Origin of the sequence: uncultured Pseudokineococcus sp. (assembly GCF_947495735.1) — a bacterium.
Lineage (GTDB): Bacteria > Actinomycetota > Actinomycetes > Actinomycetales > Quadrisphaeraceae > Pseudokineococcus.
In genome coordinates this window covers 51,565-70,550 of sequence record NZ_CANMAA010000003.1, presented here as the reverse complement: position 1 = coordinate 70,550, position 18,986 = coordinate 51,565, and the positions used below count along the sequence as shown (strand labels likewise).

The following is an 18,986-nucleotide window of genomic DNA, read 5'->3' as shown; positions in this document are numbered from 1 at the left end:
AAGATGAACGCGCATCGCCCCGACGCCGGTTCCATGACCAACACGCAGAGCCCTCGCCGCCCCGCCCGTCGCGCCCTGAGCGCCGTCCTCGGCGCCGCTGTCGTCAGCGCCTCCCTCCTCGGCGCGTCCGGTGCGGCCAGCGCCGCCTCCCGCACCGACGCGGGTCACCGCTGGGATTCGGTGTCCTCGAGCCGTGTGGACGCCGGTCACCGCTGGGACGCGGTGTCCTCGAGCCGCACCGACGCCGGGCACCGCTGGGACGCGGTCTCGTCGAGCCGCACCGACGCCGGGCACCGCTGGGACGCGGTCTCGTCGAGCCGCACCGACGCCGGTCACCGCTGGGACGCGGTGTCCTCGAGCCGCACGGACGCCGGGCACCGCTGGGACGCGGTGTCCTCGAGCCGCACCGACGCGGGGCACCGCTGGGACGCGGTGTCCTCGAGCCGCACCGACGCGGGGCACCGCTGGGACGCGGTGTCCTCGAGCCGCACCGACGCCGGTCACCGCTGGGACGCGGTCGTGACCTCGAACCGCACGGACGCCGGTCACCGCTGGGACTGACCTCCAGGTCGGGCCGGGCCCGAGCACGCGGCGCCCTCCGGAGGCGGCCGCCCGCCGCCCGTCGGGCCGGGGTCTGCGGGGGTGCGCCGGCACCCCGGGCCCGGAGGTCATGATGAGGCGGTGAGGGAGGCGCGGTGAGCGGGTCGACAGCCGCACGGGACGGCCGTGGTCGCGCGACGCGCCGGCCGTCCCGGGCGGCGAGGCGGGCGGCGGGCATCCCGGGGCTGACGGCGGGGCTCCTCCTCCTGGCCTCCCTCCTCACCGCGCTCGTGGTCCTCGTCCACGGCCCCGCGCTCGGGCTCGGGGCCCCGTGGCTCCTGCTCCTGGTCCTCTTCGCCGCGGGCGAGCGGGTGGTCGCCCACCTGCCGACGAGCCAGGGCGCCCACAGCTTCACGCTGCGCGAGATCCCGGCCGTCCTCGGGCTCGCCCTGCTCGAGCCCACCGGGTACGTCGTCGCCTACGTCGCCGGCACGGCGGCGATGGCCGTCCTCTCGCGCCAGGGCGCCGCGAAGCTCGCCTTCAACGTCAGCCTCTTCCTCCTGGAGGCCTCGGCCGGCGTCCTGCTGTACCAGCTGGTCCTCGGGGGCGGCAGCCCGTCGGAGCCCCGGGGCTGGATGGCGGCGATGATCGCGGTCTTCGCCACGGACCTCATGGCGGCGGTCGCGGTCACCGCGGTGATCCGCGCCTCGGAGGGCCGCGCCTCGTCGTCCTCGTTCCAGCTCTCCGCGTGGGTGCGGACCGGGCTCCTCGCGGCCCTGATCAGCGCGAGCGTCGCCGTCCTCCTGCTCGTCCTGGTGGAGGTGCGGCCGCTGGCGCTGCTCGTGCTCACGTTCACCGCCGCCGTCCTGCTGTACGGCTACCGCCACTACATCTCGCTCGTCGACGGCTACGCCCGCCTGCAGACCCTGTACCGCTTCGTCGGGTCCACGGGTCGGGCCGCGGAGCTCGACGACGCGATGGGGACCGTCCTCGCCGAGGCGGGCCGGCTGCTGCGCGCCGAGCGCGCCGAGCTCGTGATGCTGGGCCAGGGGGGTGCGGTCGGCACCATCTTCGGGTCGTGCCCGCGGGACGGGCTGACCAGCAGGCGCCTGCTCGAGGAGGAGCTGGGCTCCGCGTGGTGGTCACCGGCGGTGGCCGGGGCGCCGGTCCTGCTGCCGAGCGACGCCAGGGACGGGCGCGCGCCCGGCGCGCCGCGGGACGGCATCGCGGTGCCGCTGGAGTCGGAGGGCTTCCGCGGCGTCTTCCTGGTCGCGGACCGGACCTTCGAGCGGGAGACCTTCGGGACCCGGGACCTGCAGCTGTTCGAGACGCTCAGCGCCCACGCGGCGGTGACGCTGGAGAAGGCCCGGCTGGTCGACCGCCTGCGCCGCGTCGCCGCCGAGCGCGAGCACGACGCGCTGCACGACGCCCTCACCGGCCTGCCGAACCGGCGCGCCTTCAACGAGGCCGTCGCGCGCACCCTCTCCGCCGGGACGGGCGGTGCCGTGCTGCTCATGGACCTCGACGACTTCAAGGACGTCAACGACACGCTCGGGCACCGCGCGGGCGACGAGCTGCTCCAGGTCACCGGGCGCCGGCTGGGCGCCCTCGTGGCGTCGGGCGGCGCCGGGGAGGAGTCCGGCACGGTGGCCCGCCTCGGCGGTGACGAGTTCGCCGTCCTGCTGCCCGGGGTGGGCGCCGACGAGGCCGTCCGCCGGGCCCGCGAGCTGCTGGAGTCGGTCACCGCCCCCGTGCCGATCCAGGACATCACACTGACGACGACGGCGAGCATCGGCGTCGCCCCCATCCCCCTCGACGCGCGCGACAGCGACGAGCTCCTCGTCCACGCCGACGTGGCCATGTACGCGGCGAAGGCCGCCGGCAGCGGGGTGATGCCCTACGTCCCCGAGGACACCGACGCGGTGCACCGCCGCCTCGCGCTCGCGGGAGAGCTGCCGAGCGCCATCGAGCACCGCCAGTTCGAGGTCTGGTGCCAGCCCCAGACCGACGCCCGCACCGGTGCCGTGACCGGCGTCGAGGCGCTGCTGCGCTGGTGGCACCCGTCCTACGGCTGGGTCCCGCCCACCGAGGTCGTGGCGATCGCCGAGCGCACGGGCGTCCTGGGGCGACTGACGCTCGCGGTGCTGGCGGAGTCGCTGCGGCTTCGGGCCGAGTGGGCGCGCGGCGGCCACGAGCTCGACATCTCGGTCAACGTGACGGCGCGCGACATCTCCGACCTGTCGCTGCCCGGCTCCGTCGGGGCGCTGCTCGCGGCCACGGGCACGCCGCCGTCCGCGCTCGTGCTGGAGATCACCGAGAGCGGCGTCATGAGCGATCCCGAGCGGAGCCTGGAGGTGCTCGCGGCGCTGCACCGCCTCGGCGTCGGCGTGAGCGTCGACGACTTCGGCACCGGCCACTCCTCGCTGGCCTACCTGGAGCGGCTGCCGGTCAACGAGGTCAAGATCGACCAGTCGTTCGTCAAGCGGCTCGAGGTCGAGGCGACCGACTCCACGGTGGTGCGCTCGATCGTCCTGCTCGCCCACGACCTGGGGATGCGGGTCGTCGCGGAGGGGGTGGAGAGCGACGTCGCGCGCCAGCGCGTGCAGGCCCTCGGCTGCGAGCTGGTGCAGGGCTTCGTGGTCGCGCGGCCCATGCCCGGCGACCAGGTGCCGGGGTGGGTGAGCGAGCGCGCCGGGGAGGTGCTGCCGGGCTGACCCGTCCCACGATCCGAGAGCACCGTCTCGGCAGGCGGCGACGCTCCTAGCGTGCGGGCACCAGCACCGCAGGAGGCGCCATGAGCACGACCCCCGCCGCGCGCGGCACCGCCGCGACCGACGGCCCCGTCAACCCCACCCGGAGGGTGGTGACGGCCAGCCTGGTCGGCACGGCCATCGAGTTCTACGACTTCTACATCTACGCGACAGCCGCGGTCCTCGTGTTCCCGGCGCTGTTCTTCCCCCAGGACGACCCGACGAGCGCGCAGCTGCAGTCGCTGGCGACCTTCGCCATCGCCTTCGTCGCCCGGCCCTTCGGGTCGGCCCTCTTCGGGCACTTCGGCGACCGCGTCGGCCGCAAGGCGACCCTCGTGGCCTCGCTGCTGGTGATGGGCGTCTCGACCGTGCTCATCGGGCTGCTGCCCACCTACGCCTCCATCGGGGTCTGGGCGCCCCTCCTGCTGTGCGTGCTGCGCTTCGGGCAGGGCCTCGGCCTCGGCGGGGAGTGGGGCGGGGCCGCGCTGCTCGCCACCGAGAACGCGCCGCGCGGCCGGCGCGCGCTCTTCGGGTCCTTCCCGCAGCTCGGCGCGCCCATCGGCTTCTTCGTCGCCAACGGCGTGTTCCTGGTGCTGTCCGCGACGATGTCGGACGAGGCCTTCCTCGCCTGGGGCTGGCGCGTGCCCTTCGTCCTGTCGGCGGGGCTCGTCCTGGTCGGGCTGTACGTGCGGCTGCAGCTGGCTGAGACGCCGGTGTTCGCGCGCGTGGTGGCCTCGGGCTCGCAGGTCCGGGTCCCCATCGCCGCGGTCCTGCGCCGCTCGCCGGGCCCGCTCGTCATCGGCATCGGCGTGATGCTCGCCACCTACACGCTCTTCTACCTGATGACGGTCTTCTCCCTCACGTACGGCACCACGGCGGCGGCCGACGGCGGGCTCGGCTACACCCGCGAGGAGTTCCTCGTCCTGCTCATGGTCGGCGTCCTCGCCTTCGGCGCCCTCGTGCCGGTCGCGGGCCTGGTCGCCGACCGCTTCGGGCGCCGGACGCCGCTCCTGCTGACGACGGCGGCGATCATCGGCTTCGGGCTCCTCATGCCGCTGGTCGTGGGCGACGGCGGCCAGGGCCGGGTGCTGCTCTTCCTGCTCGTCGGCCTGGGCCTGATGGGCCTGACCTTCGGGCCGATGGGGGCCCTGCTGCCCGAGCTCTTCCCGCCGAGGGTCCGCTACACGGGCGCCTCGCTGTCCTACAACCTCGCGAGCATCCTGGGCGCCTCGGTGGCCCCGTACATCGCCACGGCGCTCAACGCGCGCGGCGGCCTCTCGTGGGTCGGCTTCTACCTGGCCGGCATGGGCGTCGTCACGCTCGTCGCGCTGCTCGTCTCCCGCGAGACCCGCGGCAGCGACTTCGCGGGCACGGGCGAGACCGGGGCGGTGGTCCCGGCCCGGGGCGCGCGGTCCTAGGGTCCCTCGCGTGAGCGTCCTCGACCTCGTCCCCGCCGCCCTCGACGGCACCCCGCTCGACCCGGTGCCGCTGGCGGCGCGCGCGGTCCTCGTCGTCAACGTCGCCTCGCGCTGCGGCCTCACGCCGCAGTACGAGGGGCTCGAGCGGCTGCAGCAGCGCTACGGCGACGCCGGCCTGACGGTGCTCGGGGTCCCGTGCAACCAGTTCCGGGGCCAGGAGCCCGGCAGCGCCGAGGAGATCGCCGAGTTCTGCTCGGCGACCTACGGCGTCACGTTCCCGCTGACGGAGAAGGTGGACGTCAACGGGGACGAGCGGCACCCGCTCTACCGCCGCCTGGTCGAGTCCCCCGACGCGCAGGGGGAGGCGGGGGACGTGCAGTGGAACTTCGAGAAGTTCCTCCTGGCGCCGGGCGGCGCCGTCGTGGCCCGCTTCCGGCCCGGCGTCGAGCCGGAGGCGCCCGAGCTGGTCGCCGCGCTGGAGGCCCACCTGCCGGGCGCCCCCCGCGACGCCTGAGCCCGCCGGGGCGGTCCGGGAGGTCTCCCGCGGTCGGCGGAGGCCCGACGGGCGACGGGGGTCGAGACCACCCCCCGCGGCCCGGTAGCATGGTCGCCGCGACGCGCTCCGGCGCGCCCGCCGCCTTAGCTCAGTCGGCTAGAGCGACGCACTCGTAATGCGTAGGTCAAGGGTTCGACTCCCTTAGGCGGCTCCCACCGAGGCCCCCGGCGCTCCGGCGCACGGGGGCCTCGCCGCGTCCGGGCCGGGTCCGGCGGCGTCGAGCCGGGGCCTGGCCCCGTGCGCAGGACCCGGGTCCTCACAGGTCGCCGCGGCGGCGCAGCTCCCACATCCGGGTGAAGACGTGGCGGCGGAGGGCGTCGGCGTCGTCCTCGCCCAGCTCGAGGAACCTCAGACCGACGTCGACGTGGCGGGTGCCGTGCCGGAACCGCCGGTGCACCACGCGCGCCCGCACGGGAGCCGACAGCCCCTCGACGGGGAGCTGCAGCCGCACCGTGCCGCCCTGCTCGAGACCGACGACCACGGGGTCGACGAGGCAGCGCGCGCCGCCCTCGCTGAGGTCGAGGACCGGGACCTCGAGGTCGCCGTCCGCGGCGTCGACCTCCCCGTCCTGGGGGCCGGGCGCCGCCCGTCGGGCCCCGACCAGGACGGCGCGGGCGTCCATCGGGATCCGGACGGCGTCGCGCCGCTGGACGCGCTGGGGCGGCCCGACGACGACGGCCGACCAGTCCGAGCCCCCGGTGCGCTGGACGACGACGGGGATCCCGACCAGGTCGCACCCGTCGGTCCGCAGGAGGTCGACCCGCTCGCCCTCCACGAGCCGCGAGGGGACGCCGCCGACGTCCTCCGGGGGCGCGAGGAGCAGGCGGTCGGGCTCGACGCCGAGCACGCGGGCCGTCAGCGGGACGCCGGCGCGGTGCAGCGACACGTCCAGCAGCTCCCCGGGGCTCGGGGCCTCCTCGACGGGCAGGTGCGGGCGCGCGGCGGTGCTCGTCGACCTGCTCACGCGGTCCACCTCCTTCGCCGTCCCCGGCGCGTGCGGGGACCTCGCGGTCACCATCGGCGCGGTGCGGGCGCACCTGAGGGCTGGCGGGGAGGGCGCCGGCGGCTCGGGGCACACTGGCCCGCATGTGCGGTCGCTACGCGAGCTCGGTCCGCGACGCGGAGGTCGTCGACGAGCTCGCCGTCGACGACGTGGTCGGCGACGAGCTCCCGCCCTCGTGGAACGTGGCGCCGACCGACGACGTGCGCGTCGTCGTCGAGCGCCCCGCCCGCGACGGCGACGACGGGCCGCAGGAGCCGCGGCGGCAGCTGCGCACCGCCCGGTGGGGGCTGGTGCCCCCGTGGTCGAAGGACCCCTCCACCGGCGCGCGCATGATCAACGCCCGCTCGGAGACCGTCACCGAGCGGTCGGCGTTCCGCACCGCGGCCAGCCGCCGCCGCTGCCTCGTGCCGGCCGACGGCTACTTCGAGTGGCAGGCCGTCGCGGGCCAGCGGCGCAAGACGCCGTGGTTCCTGCGGGCGGAGGACTCCTCCCTGCTGACGTTCGCCGGCCTGTACGAGCTGTGGCGCGACCCCGCCCGCTCCGACGACGACCCGGCGCGCTGGCTGTGGTCGGTGACCGTCGTCACGACCGCCGCCCACGACGCCCTGGGGGAGATCCACGACCGCACGCCGCTGCTCGTGCCGCCCGCTGCGCGCGCGGACTGGCTGAGCACCGCCACCACCGAGCTCGAGGAGGTGCGGGCCCTGGTCGCCTCCCTGCCCGAGCCCCGCCTCGTCCCGCACGTCGTGGGCCCCGCGGTGGGCGACGTCCGCCAGGACGGCCCGCAGCTCGTGGAGCCGGTCGCCGGGGCGGAGGCCGGGCGGTGAGCGGCGCCGCACCCCCCGGGGGCCGCGGCCGGCCCGAGCTCGACCGCGCCCGGCTCGTCGGCCGCGGGGCGCGTTCCGGGGTCGTCCTCGGCGTCGTCGCAGGCCTCGCCAGCGGGCTCGTGCTGCTGCTCCTCGGCGACGGGCGGGACGCAGCCCTCGTGGTCCTCGCGGCGGTGGCGCTCTCGGCCGCCCTCGGGGCGGCCACCGGGGCCCTGGGCGCGCGCCTGGTCGCCGCCCAGCTCGAGGCCGGCACCGGGGTCCGCCCGCTGCCCGTGGTCGTGACGACGGCGCTCGTGGCCGCGGGCCTGCTCGTGGTGGTCTCGGCGTCGCTCGCCGCGTGGTGGGCCGGGCCGGCGCTCGCCGGCGCGGGCGTCGTGCTCGCCCTCCTGCGCGTCGCCGGCCTGGCCCGGGCGACGCGCGCCCGGGCCGTCACCGGTCGCTGACCCCACCGCCCGACCCCACCGCCCGACCCCACCGCCCGGCCCGAGCGGCCGGGCGTCCCTCCTGGTGTCACCCTCCCGGGTTACCGTCCTCCCGGCGCCGGGGGGCGGCGCCCGTGGAGAGGGAGGTCTGCGTGGGTGTCCTGCGCCATGTCGTGTTCCCGGCGCTGCGCCTGGTGGTGTGGGCCGTCATCGCGGCGGCCCTGGTCTGGCTCGCCTTCGGCGGCGGGGCCACCGACCTGCGCGGCTCCGACGCGGCCGAGCCGTCCGTCGAGCTGACGCCGCCGGAGACCGTCGTCGCGCGCGGGGACGTCGTCAACACCGTCGAGCTCGAGGGCACCGTGCAGGGCGACGCCGCCGCGGAGGTGCGCTCCACGGGCGCCGGCGAGGTGGCGCGCGTGCGCGTCGACGTCGGCGACGAGGTCGAGCAGGGCGCCCCGCTGGTCGAGGTCACCGTCTCCGAGGAGCGGCCCGACCGGACCGAGACGCTCGACGACGGCACGACGACGACCGTCCCGCAGGCGCCGACCACGCGCACCGAGGTCGTCCGCGCCCCCGCCGACGGCACCGTGTCGACGCTGGCGGTGCTCGAGGACCAGGTCGTGTCCGTGGGCGACGTCGTCGCCGCCGTCTCCCCGGGCACGCTCTCCGTGGTGGCCCCCCTGACCCAGGACCAGCAGCTCCGGCTGCTCGAGCCCCCCCGGGAGGCCCAGGTCACGGTCCCCGGCGGGTCGGCCCCCTTCGCGTGCACCGACGTCCGCGCGGGCGTCCCCGAGGGGGAGGACGCGGCCTCGGGCGGCGCGGACGCGCCCGCCGCGGACCCCTTCGCCGACCCCTTCGCGGGGGCGGGCAGCACCCCCACCGGCGCCGAGGTGACCTGCCGCGTGCCGGACGACGCCGTCGCCTTCCCCGGCCTGTCCGCGACGCTGGAGCTGACCGCGGGGTCGGTCCAGGACGTGCTCGTGCTGCCGGTGACGGCCGTGCAGGGCCTCGTGGGCACCGGCGCCGTCTGGCGGGTGGACCCGGCGACGGGGGAGGCGGAGGAGACCCCGGTCGGCCTCGGGCTCACCGACGGCACCCAGGTGGAGATCACCGAGGGGCTCGAGGAGGGCGACCCGGTGCTCGAGTTCGTGCCGGGCAGCGACGAGCTCGCCGAGGACCCCTTCGCCGTGGAGTCCTTCGGGTGAGTGCGCGCCCCCGGCCCGCCGGACCGGTGGGGGAGCTGCGGCTGGAGCAGGTCGGCCGCCGCGTCGCCCTCCCGGACGGCGGCTCCCTCGACGTCCTGACCGGGGTGGACCTCGTCGTCCGGCCCGGCGAGCACGTCGCCGTCGTCGGCCGGTCCGGCTCGGGGAAGTCGACGCTGCTGAACATCCTCGGGCTGCTGGACACGCCCACGAGCGGGCGCTACCTGCTCGACGGGATGGACGCGGCGCGGCTGTCCGGCCGTCGCCGCGCCCGGCTGCGCGGGGACTCCTTCGGCTTCGTCTTCCAGCAGTTCAACCTCCTGCCGCGGCGCACGGCGACCGAGAACGTGGCGTCGCCGCTGCTCTACGCGCGGGGCCGGGCGTTCTGGACGCGCGGGCGGCGGGCCCGGGAGGCCCTCGAGCGCGTCGGCCTGGGCCACCGGCTGGAAGCCGTGCCGGAGCGCCTGTCCGGTGGTGAGCAGCAGCGCGTCGCGGTCGCGCGCGCCCTCGTGCGCCGCCCCCGCGTGCTGCTGGCCGACGAGCCCACGGGCGCGCTCGACGTCGACACCGGCGCGGCGGTCATGGACCTCCTCGAGGACCTCGTCACCGCGCAGGGCACCACGCTCGTGACCATCACCCACGACCTGTCCGTGGCCGCGCGCGCCGACCGGGTGCTGCGCCTGGACCACGGCGTCCTGACCCCCATGGGGGACCGCGACGTCGCGGGGGCCACCGCCGACCGGCAGGAGCCGGGGACCTCCCCCGTCGCGGGGAGCCCCGCCGCCGGCACCGGAGGCGGCGGCACCGGAGCCGAGGACCTCGGAGCCGGCCCCACGGCCGGCAGCCGGACCCGGCTGGGCCGCCTCGTCGGGGGCGCCTCGTGACCGGGCTCGTCGGCGTCCTCGCCGAGGCCTGGGGCGAGGTGCGCGTGCACCGCGTGCGGGTCCTGCTCTCCCTCGTCGGCGTCTTCCTGGCCGTGCTGGCGCTGACCACGGTGACGGCGCTCGGCGCCATGGCGCGCCAGCTCGTCACCGAGCAGAGCGAGCGCTTCGGCGGCCGGCCGGCCACCCTCCTCGTCGAGGCCTACCCCGAGAGCGGCTCGATCGACCGCCCCGCGGCCCGCGCGGCCTTCGACGAGTTCGTCGAGCGGCACGAGGTCCGGTGGAGCACCTCCACCGGCTACGGGCTGCAGGCGCCGGTGCGCTTCCCCGGCGGCGCGCAGCTGGTGCAGCTCGTGCCCGTCGACCCCGCCTACGGCGTCATCCACCGCGTCGTCGTGGCGGAGGGGCGCTGGTTCGGGGAGGACGACGCGCAGCGCCTGGCGCCCCCGCTCGTGGTCAACCAGGCCTTCGCCGACGCCCTGGGCGGCTTCTCGGCGAGCGAGCCCCGCACGGTCGTGCTCGGCGGCACGACGCCGGTGACCGCCGTGGTCGTGGGCGTGGCCGACGACGGCCAGGAGGTGCCCTCCGGCTACCTCCTCGAGGAGTCGGCGCAGCGGTGGATGCCCGACCTGCTCGCCGACTCCTCCGTCTCCGTGGAGCTCTGGGTGCCGCCCGAGGACGCCGACGCGGTCCAGCAGATGGCCCAGGCCGAGCTGGGCTCCGCGGTGCCGGGGGCGTCCTTGAGCGTCTACCGCAGCGACGCCGGCGAGACGACGCAGGTGCTGGACGCCGTGCTCGCCTACGGCGTCCGCGGCGTCGGGCTCTTCGCGCTGCTGCTCGGCGGCATCGGCGTGCTCAACGTCGGCCTCGTCACGGTCCGCCAGCGCATCCGCGAGATCGGGGTGCGCCGCAGCTTCGGGGCGACGTCGTCGCGGGTCTTCGCCGCCGTCCTGCTCGAGAGCGTCGTCGCGACGACGCTCGCCGGGCTCGCCGCGGTCGTCGTCTCGGTCGCCGTCGTGACCAACCTGCCCCTGGAGCTGCTCGCCGGCTACGGGCTCTCGCTCACCGACGTCCCGCCCTTCCCGGTGAGCGCGGCCGTCGAGGGCCTGGTGGCCGCGGTCGCCGTCGGCGCGCTGGCCGGCCTGGTGCCCGCGGTGATGGCGGTGCGCGCCCGCGTCGTCGACGCGATCCGGTACTAGACGCCCGGTCCGGTCACGGCCGCGTCGGGCGCTCGTCCAGGCGGCGCCACGTCCCGCCGGTGAGGGGGACGAGGGCGACGAGGACGTACGCGACGCCGATCGCGGCGTAGACGAGGCGCAGGTCCAGGGCGTCGGCGGCGACGCCTCCCAGCAGCGAGCCGATCGGCATGCCCGCCCAGGCGATGGAGATCATCAGGGTCTGGACGCGGGCGAGCATGTGCGGCGGGGCGAGCTCCAGGCGCAGGGTGCCGATGAGGGGGTTGACCATCCCCGCCGCGAGGCCGGTGGCGGCCCCGACGACGACGAGCGGGACGGTCCCGGCGCCGAGGGCGAAGGCGACCGACAGCGGCCCGCCGGTCAGGGCGAAGGCTGCGACGAACAGGGCGCGCCGGGGCAGGCGGTGGCCCCAGGCGCTGAAGAGGGCGGCGCCGGCGACGGAGCCGCCGGCCAGGGCGCCGCCGATCAGCCCGGCGGCGGTGGCGCCGCCGAGCTCGTCGAGGGCGTACAGCGGCAGCAGGACCGTCAGCCGGGCGGTGTCGAAGGCGTTGAGGAGCAGGACGACGAGGGCGATGTCCCGCAGCAGCGGGGTCTCGAGGACGAAGCGGGCGCCGTCGACCAGCTGGCGCCGGTAGCCGGCGTCCTGGGACGCGTCGTGCCGGCCCTGCTCCGCCTGGGCGCCCCGGGGGACGAGGGCGGTGACGAGCAGCGCGGAGACGGCGAAGAAGCCGGCGTCGACGAAGAAGGCCTCCGCGGGTCCGACGAGGGTCACGAGCACCCCGCCGAGGGGTGCGGCGGCGAGCATGGCGGTGCGCTCCGCGCCGGAGACGAGGCCGACGGCGCGCTCGAGGGGGACGTCGGCGCGGCGGGCCAGGGCGGGCAGCAGGACGGTGCGGGCGGTGGCGCCGGGGGTGTCGAACAGGCCGCTGGCGAAGAGCAGGGCGAGCAGCCCCTCCAGGCGCAGGTTCCCGGTGGAGCCGAGGACGGCGATCGCCAGCACCGTCAGGCCGCTGACGAGGTCGGCGACGACGCTGGAGCGCCGGTAGCCGAGGCGGTCGACGAGGACGGCGCCGAGCGGGCCGCCGATGATGATCGGCAGGGTGGCCGCGGTGGTGGCCAGGCCGACGTCGGTCGCCGAGCCCCCGGTCGAGCGGACGTAGAACGGCGTCGCGAAGACGGTGATGGTGTTGCCGGCCTGCGCCATCGTGTGGGCGACCGCGAGCCCGCCGAGGGCCAGCCGCGGACGGCCCACGGGCTCCGCCGCGCGGGCGCTCACGACGCCGGCCCGGGCCCAGCCGGCCCGGCGTCGTGCGGCGCGGGCTCAGCCGGCCCGGGCGGGGTCTGCTCGGGGTCGGGGAAGAGCTGCAGCTGCAGCGAGACGCCGACCGCGTCCGCGGGGACGCTGCCGGTGCCCGGCGGCAGGGCGGGGTCGTGCTGGCGGTACCGGGCGAGCACGCCGTCGAGGTCCGCCCGCAGCGCGGTGACCTCCTCGGGGGTCAGGCTCAGCATCCGGTCGCCGAGGGAGGAGCTGGCCTGCCACTGCTCGGGCCAGGTGTGCTCGACGAGCAGCCACGCGCGGGCCCGCTCGGCGTAGAGGTCGACGACGGCCCGGTAGTAGTCCCCGCTGGCCGCGGCCTCGGCGTCGCCGCCCAGGGCCGGGCGGTGGGTCACCGTGAACCGGCTGGCGGCCTTCCACCACCGGTCCCGGCCGCGCACCTCCCGGCCGACGAGGTCCGCGGCGTCGGCGTCGACGACGAAGCCGGCGCCGGCGAGCTGGCGCAGGTGGTAGCTCGTCAGCCCCGAGGACTCCCCGCACCGCTGCGCCAGCCGGCTGGCCGTCGAGGGGCCCTCCAGGCGCAGCAGCCCGAGCATCCGCAGCCGCAGCGGGTGGGCCAGCGCCTGCAGGCGCGAGGCCTCGGTGACGACGTCGGCGTCGGGGAGGTGCGGGGGGTCCGGGGGCGCGTCGGTCGCCATGTGCCAAGAGTACTTTGCAAACCAGGATTTGCACTACCCGCAGGTGCCTGGAGCTCCTCGGCGCGTGCGGGGCGGGCATGCTGGGCGCGGAGGCGGGCCGACGACGCCCGGACGTGCGCCGGGGCAGGTGCCGGGCGCAGGTGCAGGTGCCCCGGGCGCAGGAGCAGGGGCGCAGGAGCAGGGGCGCAGGAGCAGGGGCGCAGGAGCAGGGGCGCAGGAGCAGGGGCGCAGGAGCAGGGGGACGGGGATGGTCGTCGAGAGTCCGCTCGGGCGCGTGCTGCGGGACGCCGACGGGGTCCGCCTGGAGTTCGAGCGCACCTACGAGCACCCCGTCGAGGACGTGTGGGCCGCGCTGACCGAGCCCGACGGCCTGGCCCGGTGGATCGGCACCGTGACCGGGGACCCGAGGAGCGGGACGGTCGAGCTCGTGATGAGCGAGGACGACGGGGCCGCCGCCGAGGTGGTCAGCGTCGTGGAGTGCGTGCCGCCGTCGCGGCTCGTCGTCGACCTGCCCAGCCCCGACGGCCCCTGGCGCCTGTCGGTGGTGCTGCGTGCCGAGGGGCGGCTGGCTGCGCTGGTGCTCACCCAGCGGCTGGACGAGCCGTACGACGCCGGCAGCATCGGCCCGGGCTGGCACTACTACCTCGACCGGCTCGGCGCCGTCGTCGGCGGCCGGCCCGTTCCCGCGGACTGGGACGCCTACTACCCGGCGCTGGAGCCGCACTACGCCGTCCCGGACGCGCCGCGCAGGGGTTGAGGAGCGGCCCGCCGCCCGGGCAGCGCTCGCGCCCGCGCCGCCGCCCGACCGCCGGGGGCGCGTCGCCCCCGCGGCGCGCGAACCGGTCCTCCGGCGGTGCCGCCGACCGCGGGCTACCGTCGCGACGTGCCCCGAGACCCCGCCGCCCGTGCGCCGGGCGGCCCGGCCGCCGGGGTGCCGGCCGCCGGGGTGCCGGCCGCCGGGGTGCCGGCCGCCGCGCCCGCGGGCTACCGCGCGGGCGAGCCGGGCCTGCGCCGCGCCTCGACGGCGCTCTTCCTCGCCGGCCTGGCGACCTTCGCGCTGCTGTACGTCCCGCAGCCGCTGCTGCCGGTCCTCGCGGACGACTTCGCCGTGTCGGCCGGTGCCTCGACCCTCGCCCTCTCGGCGGCGACGGCCGGCCTCGCCGTGGGTCTGCTGGTGACGGCGCCCCTGTCCGAGCGCCTGGGGCGCACGCGCCTCGTGCACGCCTCGCTGCTGGCCTCGAGCCTGCTGGGGCTCGCCTGCGCCGTCGCCCCGACGTGGTCGGCACTCGTCGCCCTGCGCGGCGTCCAGGGCCTGGCGCTGGCGGGCCTGCCCGCCGTCGCCGTCGCGTACCTGCGCGAGGAGGTGCACTCCTCGGCCGCGGGGTGGGCCACGGGGCTGTACGTGGGCGGCAACGCGATCGGCGGCATGACCGGGCGGCTCGTGGGCGCGGGCCTCGCCGAGCTCGGCGGGTGGCGCCCGGCCACGGCGGGCACCGCCGTCCTCGCGCTGGGCGTCGCGGTCGCCGTCTGGCGGCTGCTGCCCGCCTCCCGGCGGTTCACGCCAGCGCCCGCGGGTTTGCGCCAGCTCGCCCGCCGCACCCGCGGGGTCCTCACCGACCCCGCTCTCCTGGCCCTCTACGGCCTCGCCTTCCTGCTGATGGGGGCCTTCGTGGCCGTCTACAACGCCATGGCCTTCCGCCTGGCCGCCGAGCCCTACGGCCTCGGGCCGGGCCTGGCCGGGCTCGTCTTCGTCGTGTACGCGCTCGGCTCGGTCTCGTCGACGACCGCCGGCCGGGTCGCGGACGCCGTCGGCCGGCGGGCCGTGGTGCCGGTGGCGGTGGCCGTCGTGCTCGCCGGCGCCCTGCTCACCCTGGCCACCCCGCTGTGGCTGGTCGTCGTGGGCCTCGCCGTGCTCACGGCCGGCTTCTTCGCCGCCCACGGCGTCGCCAGCGGCTGGGTCGCCGCCCGGGCGGGCGCGGGCGGTCGCGCCACCGCCCAGGCGGCCTCGACCTACCTCGTCGCCTACTACGCCGGCTCGTCGGTGGGGGGCAGCGTCGCCGGGGTGGCGTGGGGCGCCGCCCGCTGGCCCGGTGTCGTGGCGCTCGTCGGCGCGTGCGTGGCGGGTGCGCTCGTGCTGGCGCTCCTGCTGCGCCGCACGCGATCGCTCCTGCCGGCCGGGGACCGGGCGTGAGCGCCGCGCGCGGGCGCCGCGAGCGCTTCGAGGGGGCCATCGCCGGCGTCGGCACCGCCGAGGGCACCCGCGTCGTCCTGGGCCACTGGCGGCGCTCGCCCTTCGGCCCCGGCGCGGCCGGGGCGTTCACCGACGCGATGGTCGAGCGCGCCGACGGCCACCGCCTGCTGCTCGCGCCGACGCCCGAGGTGGGGGAGTACGTCAGCGGTGTCTACCGCTTCGACGAGGTCCGGGTGGTCGACGTCCGGCTGACGACGCCGCCCGTGCGGCCCGGCGCGGTGTGGGAGGTCAGCGCCGGGCCCCTGCACCTGCGCCTCGTCGTGGGGAGGCGGACGCCGCTGGGCTGGCTGCTGCGCGCCGTGCCCGGCCCGCTCGCGGCCTCGCCCGCCTGGGCGACGGCCGTCGACCCGGTGGCGCGGGTGGTGCTGCGGGGGGTGAGCACCCGGGGCAGCGCCGGGGGAGGGCGCCGCGAGTGGTACGGCGCCCGGGACGTGCGCGCGATCACCGGCGCCACCACCACCTGGGACGGCGAGGACCTCGGCCCGCTCGCGCCCGTCTCCCCGCCCGTGCGCTTCGGGTTCGGCTCGACGCCGCCCGCTCCCTCGCTGGTCCGCGTCGTCTCGACCGTCGAGGCGGCTCCGGGCGCGTAGCCGGCCGGACGCGCCGGCGGCGCACCACCTGGGGAGGTGGTGCGCCGCCGGGCGAGCGAGGTGCGGCTCAGGCGTGCCGGCGGGCCCCGGCGAAGACCTCGACGAGCTTGGCCGAGAACGCGGGGATGTCGCCGGGGTTGCGGCTGGTGACGAGCCCGCTGTCGACGCACACCTCCTCGTCGACGCGGTGGCCGCCCGCGTTGCGGATGTCCGTCGTGAGGCTGGGCCAGGACGTGAGCGTGCGGCCGCGGACGACGTCGGCCTCGACGAGCGTCCACGGCCCGTGGCAGATGGCGCCCACGGGCTTGCCGGAGGTGACGAAGTCGCGCACGAACGAGACCGCGTCGGCGGACAGCCGCAGCTTGTCGGGGTTCACGGTGCCGCCGGGCAGCACCAGCGCGTCGTAGTCGCCGTGGTCGGCCGAGCCCACCGCCCGGTCGGGGGTGAACGTGTCCGCCGGCTCGATGTCGCCGTTCATCGCCTGGATGGGGTCGGTGCCCGGCGAGAGCAGGTGGACGGTGGCGCCCTCCTGCTCCAGGGCCGCGCGGGGCTCGACGTACTCGACCTGCTCGACGCCGTCGGCGGCGAGGAACGCGACGGTGAGACCGTCCAGCTTGCCTGCCATGGGGTCCTCCTCAAGATCGTGCCTGCGGGGTGTGCTCTCGGGGTGTGCTCTCGGGGTGTGCTCTCGGGGTGTGCTCCGGGGTCGTGCTCGGGTCGCCGCCCCTCGGGGAGGGGGCGGGGCCGGCAGTCGGCCCCGGCCGACCGGTGCACCGCGCCGGGGTGCTGCGCGCCGGGGGCCCGACCCCTCGCCTCCACGCTAGGCACCGGCCCGGGCGAGCGCCCGGCGAGCGCCGTCGCCCGGTCGGGTGCTGGTGGGCGGGCGGGCGCCGGCGGGCGGGTGCAGGCGGGCGGGGAGCGCCTCGGGCTCCCGTAGGGTCGGCGCCGACCGACGTCCCGCGCGCGCGGGGACGGCGCCGGCGGCCCCGTGCGGGCCCGCGGGCGCCCGTCGGGCCCGGGCGATGGTCGCCGCGGGCGTGAGGAGGCCGGAGGTGCTGGACAGGTGCGGCTGAGGGAAGCCCTGGCGGGTCGCCGCATCCTGGTGACCGGCGTGACCGGGTTCATCGGGGAGGCGCTCCTGCGCACCCTGCTCGTCGAGGTCCCGCAGGCGCGCCCCGTCGTGCTCGTGCGCCCCAAGGCCGGGCAGCCGGCCGTCGACCGGGTCGCCCGGGTGCTGCGCCGCCGCACCTTCGCGCCCGCGGTGGAGGCCGCCGGCGGCGCCGAGCAGCTGCTCGCGCGCGTCGAGGTGCTCGAGGGCGACCTGTCCGACATCCCCGCGCTGCCCCGCGACCTGGACGTCGTCGTGCACTGCGCCGGCGAGGTCGGGTTCGCCCCGCCCGTGCAGGAGGCCTTCGCGGCCAACGTCGTCGGCACGCAGCACCTGCTCGAGCGGGTCCTGGAGGCCGGGGCGCCCGGGCCGGAGCGGGGCGACCGCGGCCCCGTCCACTACGTCCACGTCTCCACCGCCTACGTCGGCGGGCGCCGTCGCGGCCCGGTGCCCGAGGCGCCGGTCGAGCACTCCGTGGACTGGCGCAGCGAGCTCGACGCCGCCGTCCGGCTCGCCGTGCGGCTGGAGCAGGACTCCCGCACGGCCGACGTGCTCTCGCGCGTCAACGCCGAGGCGCAGGCGGTCCACGGCCGCGCCGGGCCCCTGACCGTCGCGGCCGACGCCGAGCGCCGCCGGCGGGAGTGGGTGCTCGACCAGCAGCGCGAGGCGGGCCGCCAGCGCGGCCACAGCCTCGGCTGGACCGACGTCTACACCTTCACCAAGGCGCTCGGCGAGCGCGTCGTGGAGGAGATGGGCGCTCCCCTCCCGGTCAGCGTCGTGCGGCCCTCGATCGTGGAGTCCGCGCTGGTCCACCCCCACCCGGGGTGGATCGAGGGCTTCAAGATGGCCGAGCCGCTGATCATGGCCTACGGCCGCGGCGAGCTCCCCGAGGTGCCGGCCGCTCCGGACGCGACGATCGACGTCGTCCCCGTCGACCACGTGGTCAACGCCCTCGTCGCCGTGTGCGCCACCCGCCCCGAGCCGGGCTCGCCCCAGTACTTCCACGTGTCCTCGGGCGCGCGGAACCCGCTGACCATCCGCCGGCTCTACGAGCTGGTGCGCGAGCACTTCCTCGCCCACCCCTTCGACACGGGTGACGACGCCGGCCCGCTGCCGGTCTGGGAGTTCCCCGGAGCCGCCCCCGTGGAGCGCCGCCTGGCGATGGGCGAGGCCGTCCACGCCGCGGCCGAGCGGGTCCTCACCTACGTGCCGCGCTCGGAGCGCGTGCGCGCGTGGAGCCGCGACCTGGACAGGCTGGGCACGCGGCTGGAGACGCTGCGCCGGTACTCCGACCTGTACCACCCCTACACGCAGTCCGAGCTGCACTTCGTCGACGACGCCACGCTGGCCCTGCACCGCGCCCTCGACCCCGAGGACGTCGAGGCGCTCGGCTTCGACACGGCCGTCGTGGACTGGGAGCACTACATCCGCGACGTGCACGTGCCGAGCGTCACCAAGCCGGTCCGCAAGCAGGACGAGCTGCGCCGCCTGCGCGCCAAGCGCGGGCCCGCCGGGGTGCGGCGCCCCCTGGTGCCCGCCGAGCCCGGGGCCGCGCCGTCGGACGTGCTCGCGGTCTTCGACCTCGACGGGACGCTGCTGACGGCCAACGTCGTCGAGACGTACCTGTGGACCCGGCTGCCCGGGCTGCGCACCGCGCGAGCCGCGCGCGAGGTGGCGACCCTGGCCGGCCGGCTGCCCTCGATGCTCATCACCGAGCGCCGCGACCGCAGCGACTTCCTGCGCCAGGTCTACCGCCGCTACCGCGGCGCCGACGTGGCCGTCCTGGACGAGCTCGCCGACACGGTGCTCGCGCCGGTGCTGCTCGAGCGGGCCAGCGCCGCCGCGCTGGAGCGGGTGGAGGCGCACCGGGCCGCCGGGCACCGCACGGTGCTGCTGACCGGCGCCGTCGAGCAGCTGGCCCGGCCCCTCGCGCCGCTCTTCGACGAGGTCGTCACCGCCCGGCTCGCCGTGGACGCCGACGGGCGGGCGACCGGCCACCTGACCGCCCCGCCGCTGGTGGGGGAGGGGCGCGCCGCCTGGGTGGTGCGCTACGCCGAGGTGCACGGCTTCGACCTGGCGAAGAGCTACGCCTACGCGGACAGCCACTCCGACCTGCCCCTGCTGCGCGCCGTGGGACTGCCCACGGCCGTCTCGCCCGACGTGCCGCTGCTGCGGGCGGCCCGCGGGGCGGGCTGGCCCGTGGAGGTCTGGGCGGCGCGCACCACGCTGCCGCGGCGGCTGCGCAGCCCCCGGGCCCTGACCCCGTGA

The 18,986-nt window shown here is 77.3% G+C and carries 17 protein-coding genes and 1 tRNA gene; 14 read left to right on the top strand and 4 right to left on the bottom strand.

All coding sequences use genetic code 11. The features are described from left to right. The first annotated feature begins 3 nt into the window (after positions 1–3). From Q0848_RS05645 to Q0848_RS05625, 5 genes are all read left to right on the top strand, one after another. Complete coding sequence (locus Q0848_RS05645; protein ID WP_299035918.1) at positions 4–561, top strand: hypothetical protein; 558 nt, start codon at positions 4–6, stop codon at positions 559–561. A 134-nt stretch (positions 562–695) separates the two neighbouring features. Next, positions 696–3,254: a bifunctional diguanylate cyclase/phosphodiesterase gene (locus tag Q0848_RS05640; protein ID WP_299035916.1), complete on the top strand. Its 2,559-nt coding sequence runs from the start codon at positions 696–698 to the stop codon at positions 3,252–3,254. Between the two features lie 80 nt (positions 3,255–3,334). Continuing rightward, positions 3,335–4,708 carry an MFS transporter gene (locus Q0848_RS05635; RefSeq protein WP_299035913.1) on the top strand — a complete coding sequence of 458 codons (1,374 nt, stop codon included), beginning with the start codon at positions 3,335–3,337 and terminating at the stop codon, positions 4,706–4,708. A gap of 10 nt (positions 4,709–4,718) precedes the next feature. Further along, positions 4,719–5,222 carry a glutathione peroxidase gene (locus tag Q0848_RS05630; protein ID WP_299035912.1) on the top strand — a complete coding sequence of 168 codons (504 nt, stop codon included), beginning with the start codon at positions 4,719–4,721 and terminating at the stop codon, positions 5,220–5,222. A 119-nt stretch (positions 5,223–5,341) separates the two neighbouring features. Then, a tRNA-Thr gene (locus Q0848_RS05625) sits at positions 5,342–5,415 on the top strand. A gap of 105 nt (positions 5,416–5,520) precedes the next feature. On the opposite strand, the gene Q0848_RS05620 is transcribed toward Q0848_RS05625, so the two are convergent. Continuing rightward, positions 5,521–6,228, bottom strand: a complete 708-nt coding sequence (locus Q0848_RS05620) for a flagellar brake protein (RefSeq protein ID WP_299035910.1) — start codon at positions 6,226–6,228, stop codon at positions 5,521–5,523. Between the two features lie 122 nt (positions 6,229–6,350). On the opposite strand from Q0848_RS05620, the gene Q0848_RS05615 reads away from it, so the two are divergent. The 5 genes from Q0848_RS05615 to Q0848_RS05595 all read left to right on the top strand — a co-directional run bounded on the left by Q0848_RS05615 (position 6,351) and on the right by Q0848_RS05595 (position 10,798). Beyond that, complete coding sequence (locus Q0848_RS05615) at positions 6,351–7,094, top strand: SOS response-associated peptidase (RefSeq protein ID WP_299035908.1); 744 nt, start codon at positions 6,351–6,353, stop codon at positions 7,092–7,094. Beyond that, positions 7,091–7,537, top strand: coding sequence for a hypothetical protein (locus tag Q0848_RS05610; protein ID WP_299035906.1), 447 nt, complete (start codon positions 7,091–7,093; stop codon positions 7,535–7,537). Before Q0848_RS05615 ends, Q0848_RS05610 begins: the two co-directional genes overlap by 4 nt. A 131-nt stretch (positions 7,538–7,668) precedes the next feature. Next, positions 7,669–8,721, top strand: a complete 1,053-nt coding sequence (locus Q0848_RS05605) for an efflux RND transporter periplasmic adaptor subunit (RefSeq protein WP_299035904.1) — start codon at positions 7,669–7,671, stop codon at positions 8,719–8,721. A 26-nt stretch (positions 8,722–8,747) separates the two neighbouring features. Further along, positions 8,748–9,602: an ABC transporter ATP-binding protein gene (locus tag Q0848_RS05600; RefSeq protein WP_366146450.1), complete on the top strand. Its 855-nt coding sequence runs from the start codon at positions 8,748–8,750 to the stop codon at positions 9,600–9,602. After that, positions 9,599–10,798 carry an ABC transporter permease gene (locus tag Q0848_RS05595; protein ID WP_299035900.1) on the top strand — a complete coding sequence of 400 codons (1,200 nt, stop codon included), beginning with the start codon at positions 9,599–9,601 and terminating at the stop codon, positions 10,796–10,798. Before Q0848_RS05600 ends, Q0848_RS05595 begins: the two co-directional genes overlap by 4 nt. A gap of 13 nt (positions 10,799–10,811) precedes the next feature. Here the strand turns inward: Q0848_RS05595 and Q0848_RS05590 are convergent, their stop codons facing one another. Then, on the bottom strand, positions 10,812–12,071 hold the full coding sequence (locus tag Q0848_RS05590; protein ID WP_299035898.1) for an MFS transporter: 1,260 nt from the start codon (positions 12,069–12,071) through the stop codon (positions 10,812–10,814). Continuing rightward, positions 12,068–12,769: a winged helix-turn-helix domain-containing protein gene (locus Q0848_RS05585; RefSeq protein ID WP_299035896.1), complete on the bottom strand. Its 702-nt coding sequence runs from the start codon at positions 12,767–12,769 to the stop codon at positions 12,068–12,070. The genes Q0848_RS05590 and Q0848_RS05585 overlap by 4 nt, the downstream gene beginning before the upstream one ends. 247 nt (positions 12,770–13,016) lie before the next feature. Here Q0848_RS05585 and Q0848_RS05580 point away from each other — a divergent pair, with 247 nt between their 5' ends. The 3 genes from Q0848_RS05580 to Q0848_RS05570 all read left to right on the top strand — a co-directional run bounded on the left by Q0848_RS05580 (position 13,017) and on the right by Q0848_RS05570 (position 15,610). Next, the gene (locus tag Q0848_RS05580) at positions 13,017–13,526 is read left to right on the top strand and encodes an SRPBCC family protein (RefSeq protein ID WP_299035893.1); all 510 of its coding nucleotides are present in this window, start codon (positions 13,017–13,019) and stop codon (positions 13,524–13,526) included. Between the two features lie 126 nt (positions 13,527–13,652). Then, positions 13,653–14,960 (top strand): MFS transporter, encoded by a 1,308-nt coding sequence (locus Q0848_RS05575; RefSeq protein WP_299035891.1) that lies wholly within the window; start codon positions 13,653–13,655, stop codon positions 14,958–14,960. Next, positions 14,957–15,610, top strand: a complete 654-nt coding sequence (locus tag Q0848_RS05570; protein WP_299035890.1) for a hypothetical protein — start codon at positions 14,957–14,959, stop codon at positions 15,608–15,610. Before Q0848_RS05575 ends, Q0848_RS05570 begins: the two co-directional genes overlap by 4 nt. A gap of 67 nt (positions 15,611–15,677) precedes the next feature. Here Q0848_RS05570 and Q0848_RS05565 read toward each other — a convergent pair whose 3' ends face one another. Continuing rightward, a complete protein-coding gene (locus Q0848_RS05565; RefSeq protein ID WP_299035888.1) occupies positions 15,678–16,235 on the bottom strand; it encodes a type 1 glutamine amidotransferase domain-containing protein in 558 nt (185 codons plus the stop codon). Positions 16,236–16,673: 438 nt separating this feature from the next. On the opposite strand from Q0848_RS05565, the gene Q0848_RS05560 reads away from it, so the two are divergent. Then, the gene (locus Q0848_RS05560) at positions 16,674–18,986 is read left to right on the top strand and encodes an HAD-IB family hydrolase (RefSeq protein WP_299035886.1); all 2,313 of its coding nucleotides are present in this window, start codon (positions 16,674–16,676) and stop codon (positions 18,984–18,986) included.

Bases quoted from the DNA above. Each gene is read 5' to 3' on its own strand.
- Q0848_RS05615 (WP_299035908.1), top strand. From the start codon at position 6,351: ATGTGCGGTCGCTACGCGAGCTCGGTCCGCGACGCGGAGGTCGTCGAC.
- Q0848_RS05645 (WP_299035918.1), top strand. From the start codon at position 4: ATGAACGCGCATCGCCCCGACGCCGGTTCCATGACCAACACGCAGAGC.
- Q0848_RS05585 (WP_299035896.1), bottom strand. From the start codon at position 12,769: ATGGCGACCGACGCGCCCCCGGACCCCCCGCACCTCCCCGACGCCGAC.
- Q0848_RS05635 (WP_299035913.1), top strand. From the start codon at position 3,335: ATGAGCACGACCCCCGCCGCGCGCGGCACCGCCGCGACCGACGGCCCC.
- Q0848_RS05580 (WP_299035893.1), top strand. From the start codon at position 13,017: ATGGTCGTCGAGAGTCCGCTCGGGCGCGTGCTGCGGGACGCCGACGGG.
- Q0848_RS05565 (WP_299035888.1), bottom strand. From the start codon at position 16,235: ATGGCAGGCAAGCTGGACGGTCTCACCGTCGCGTTCCTCGCCGCCGAC.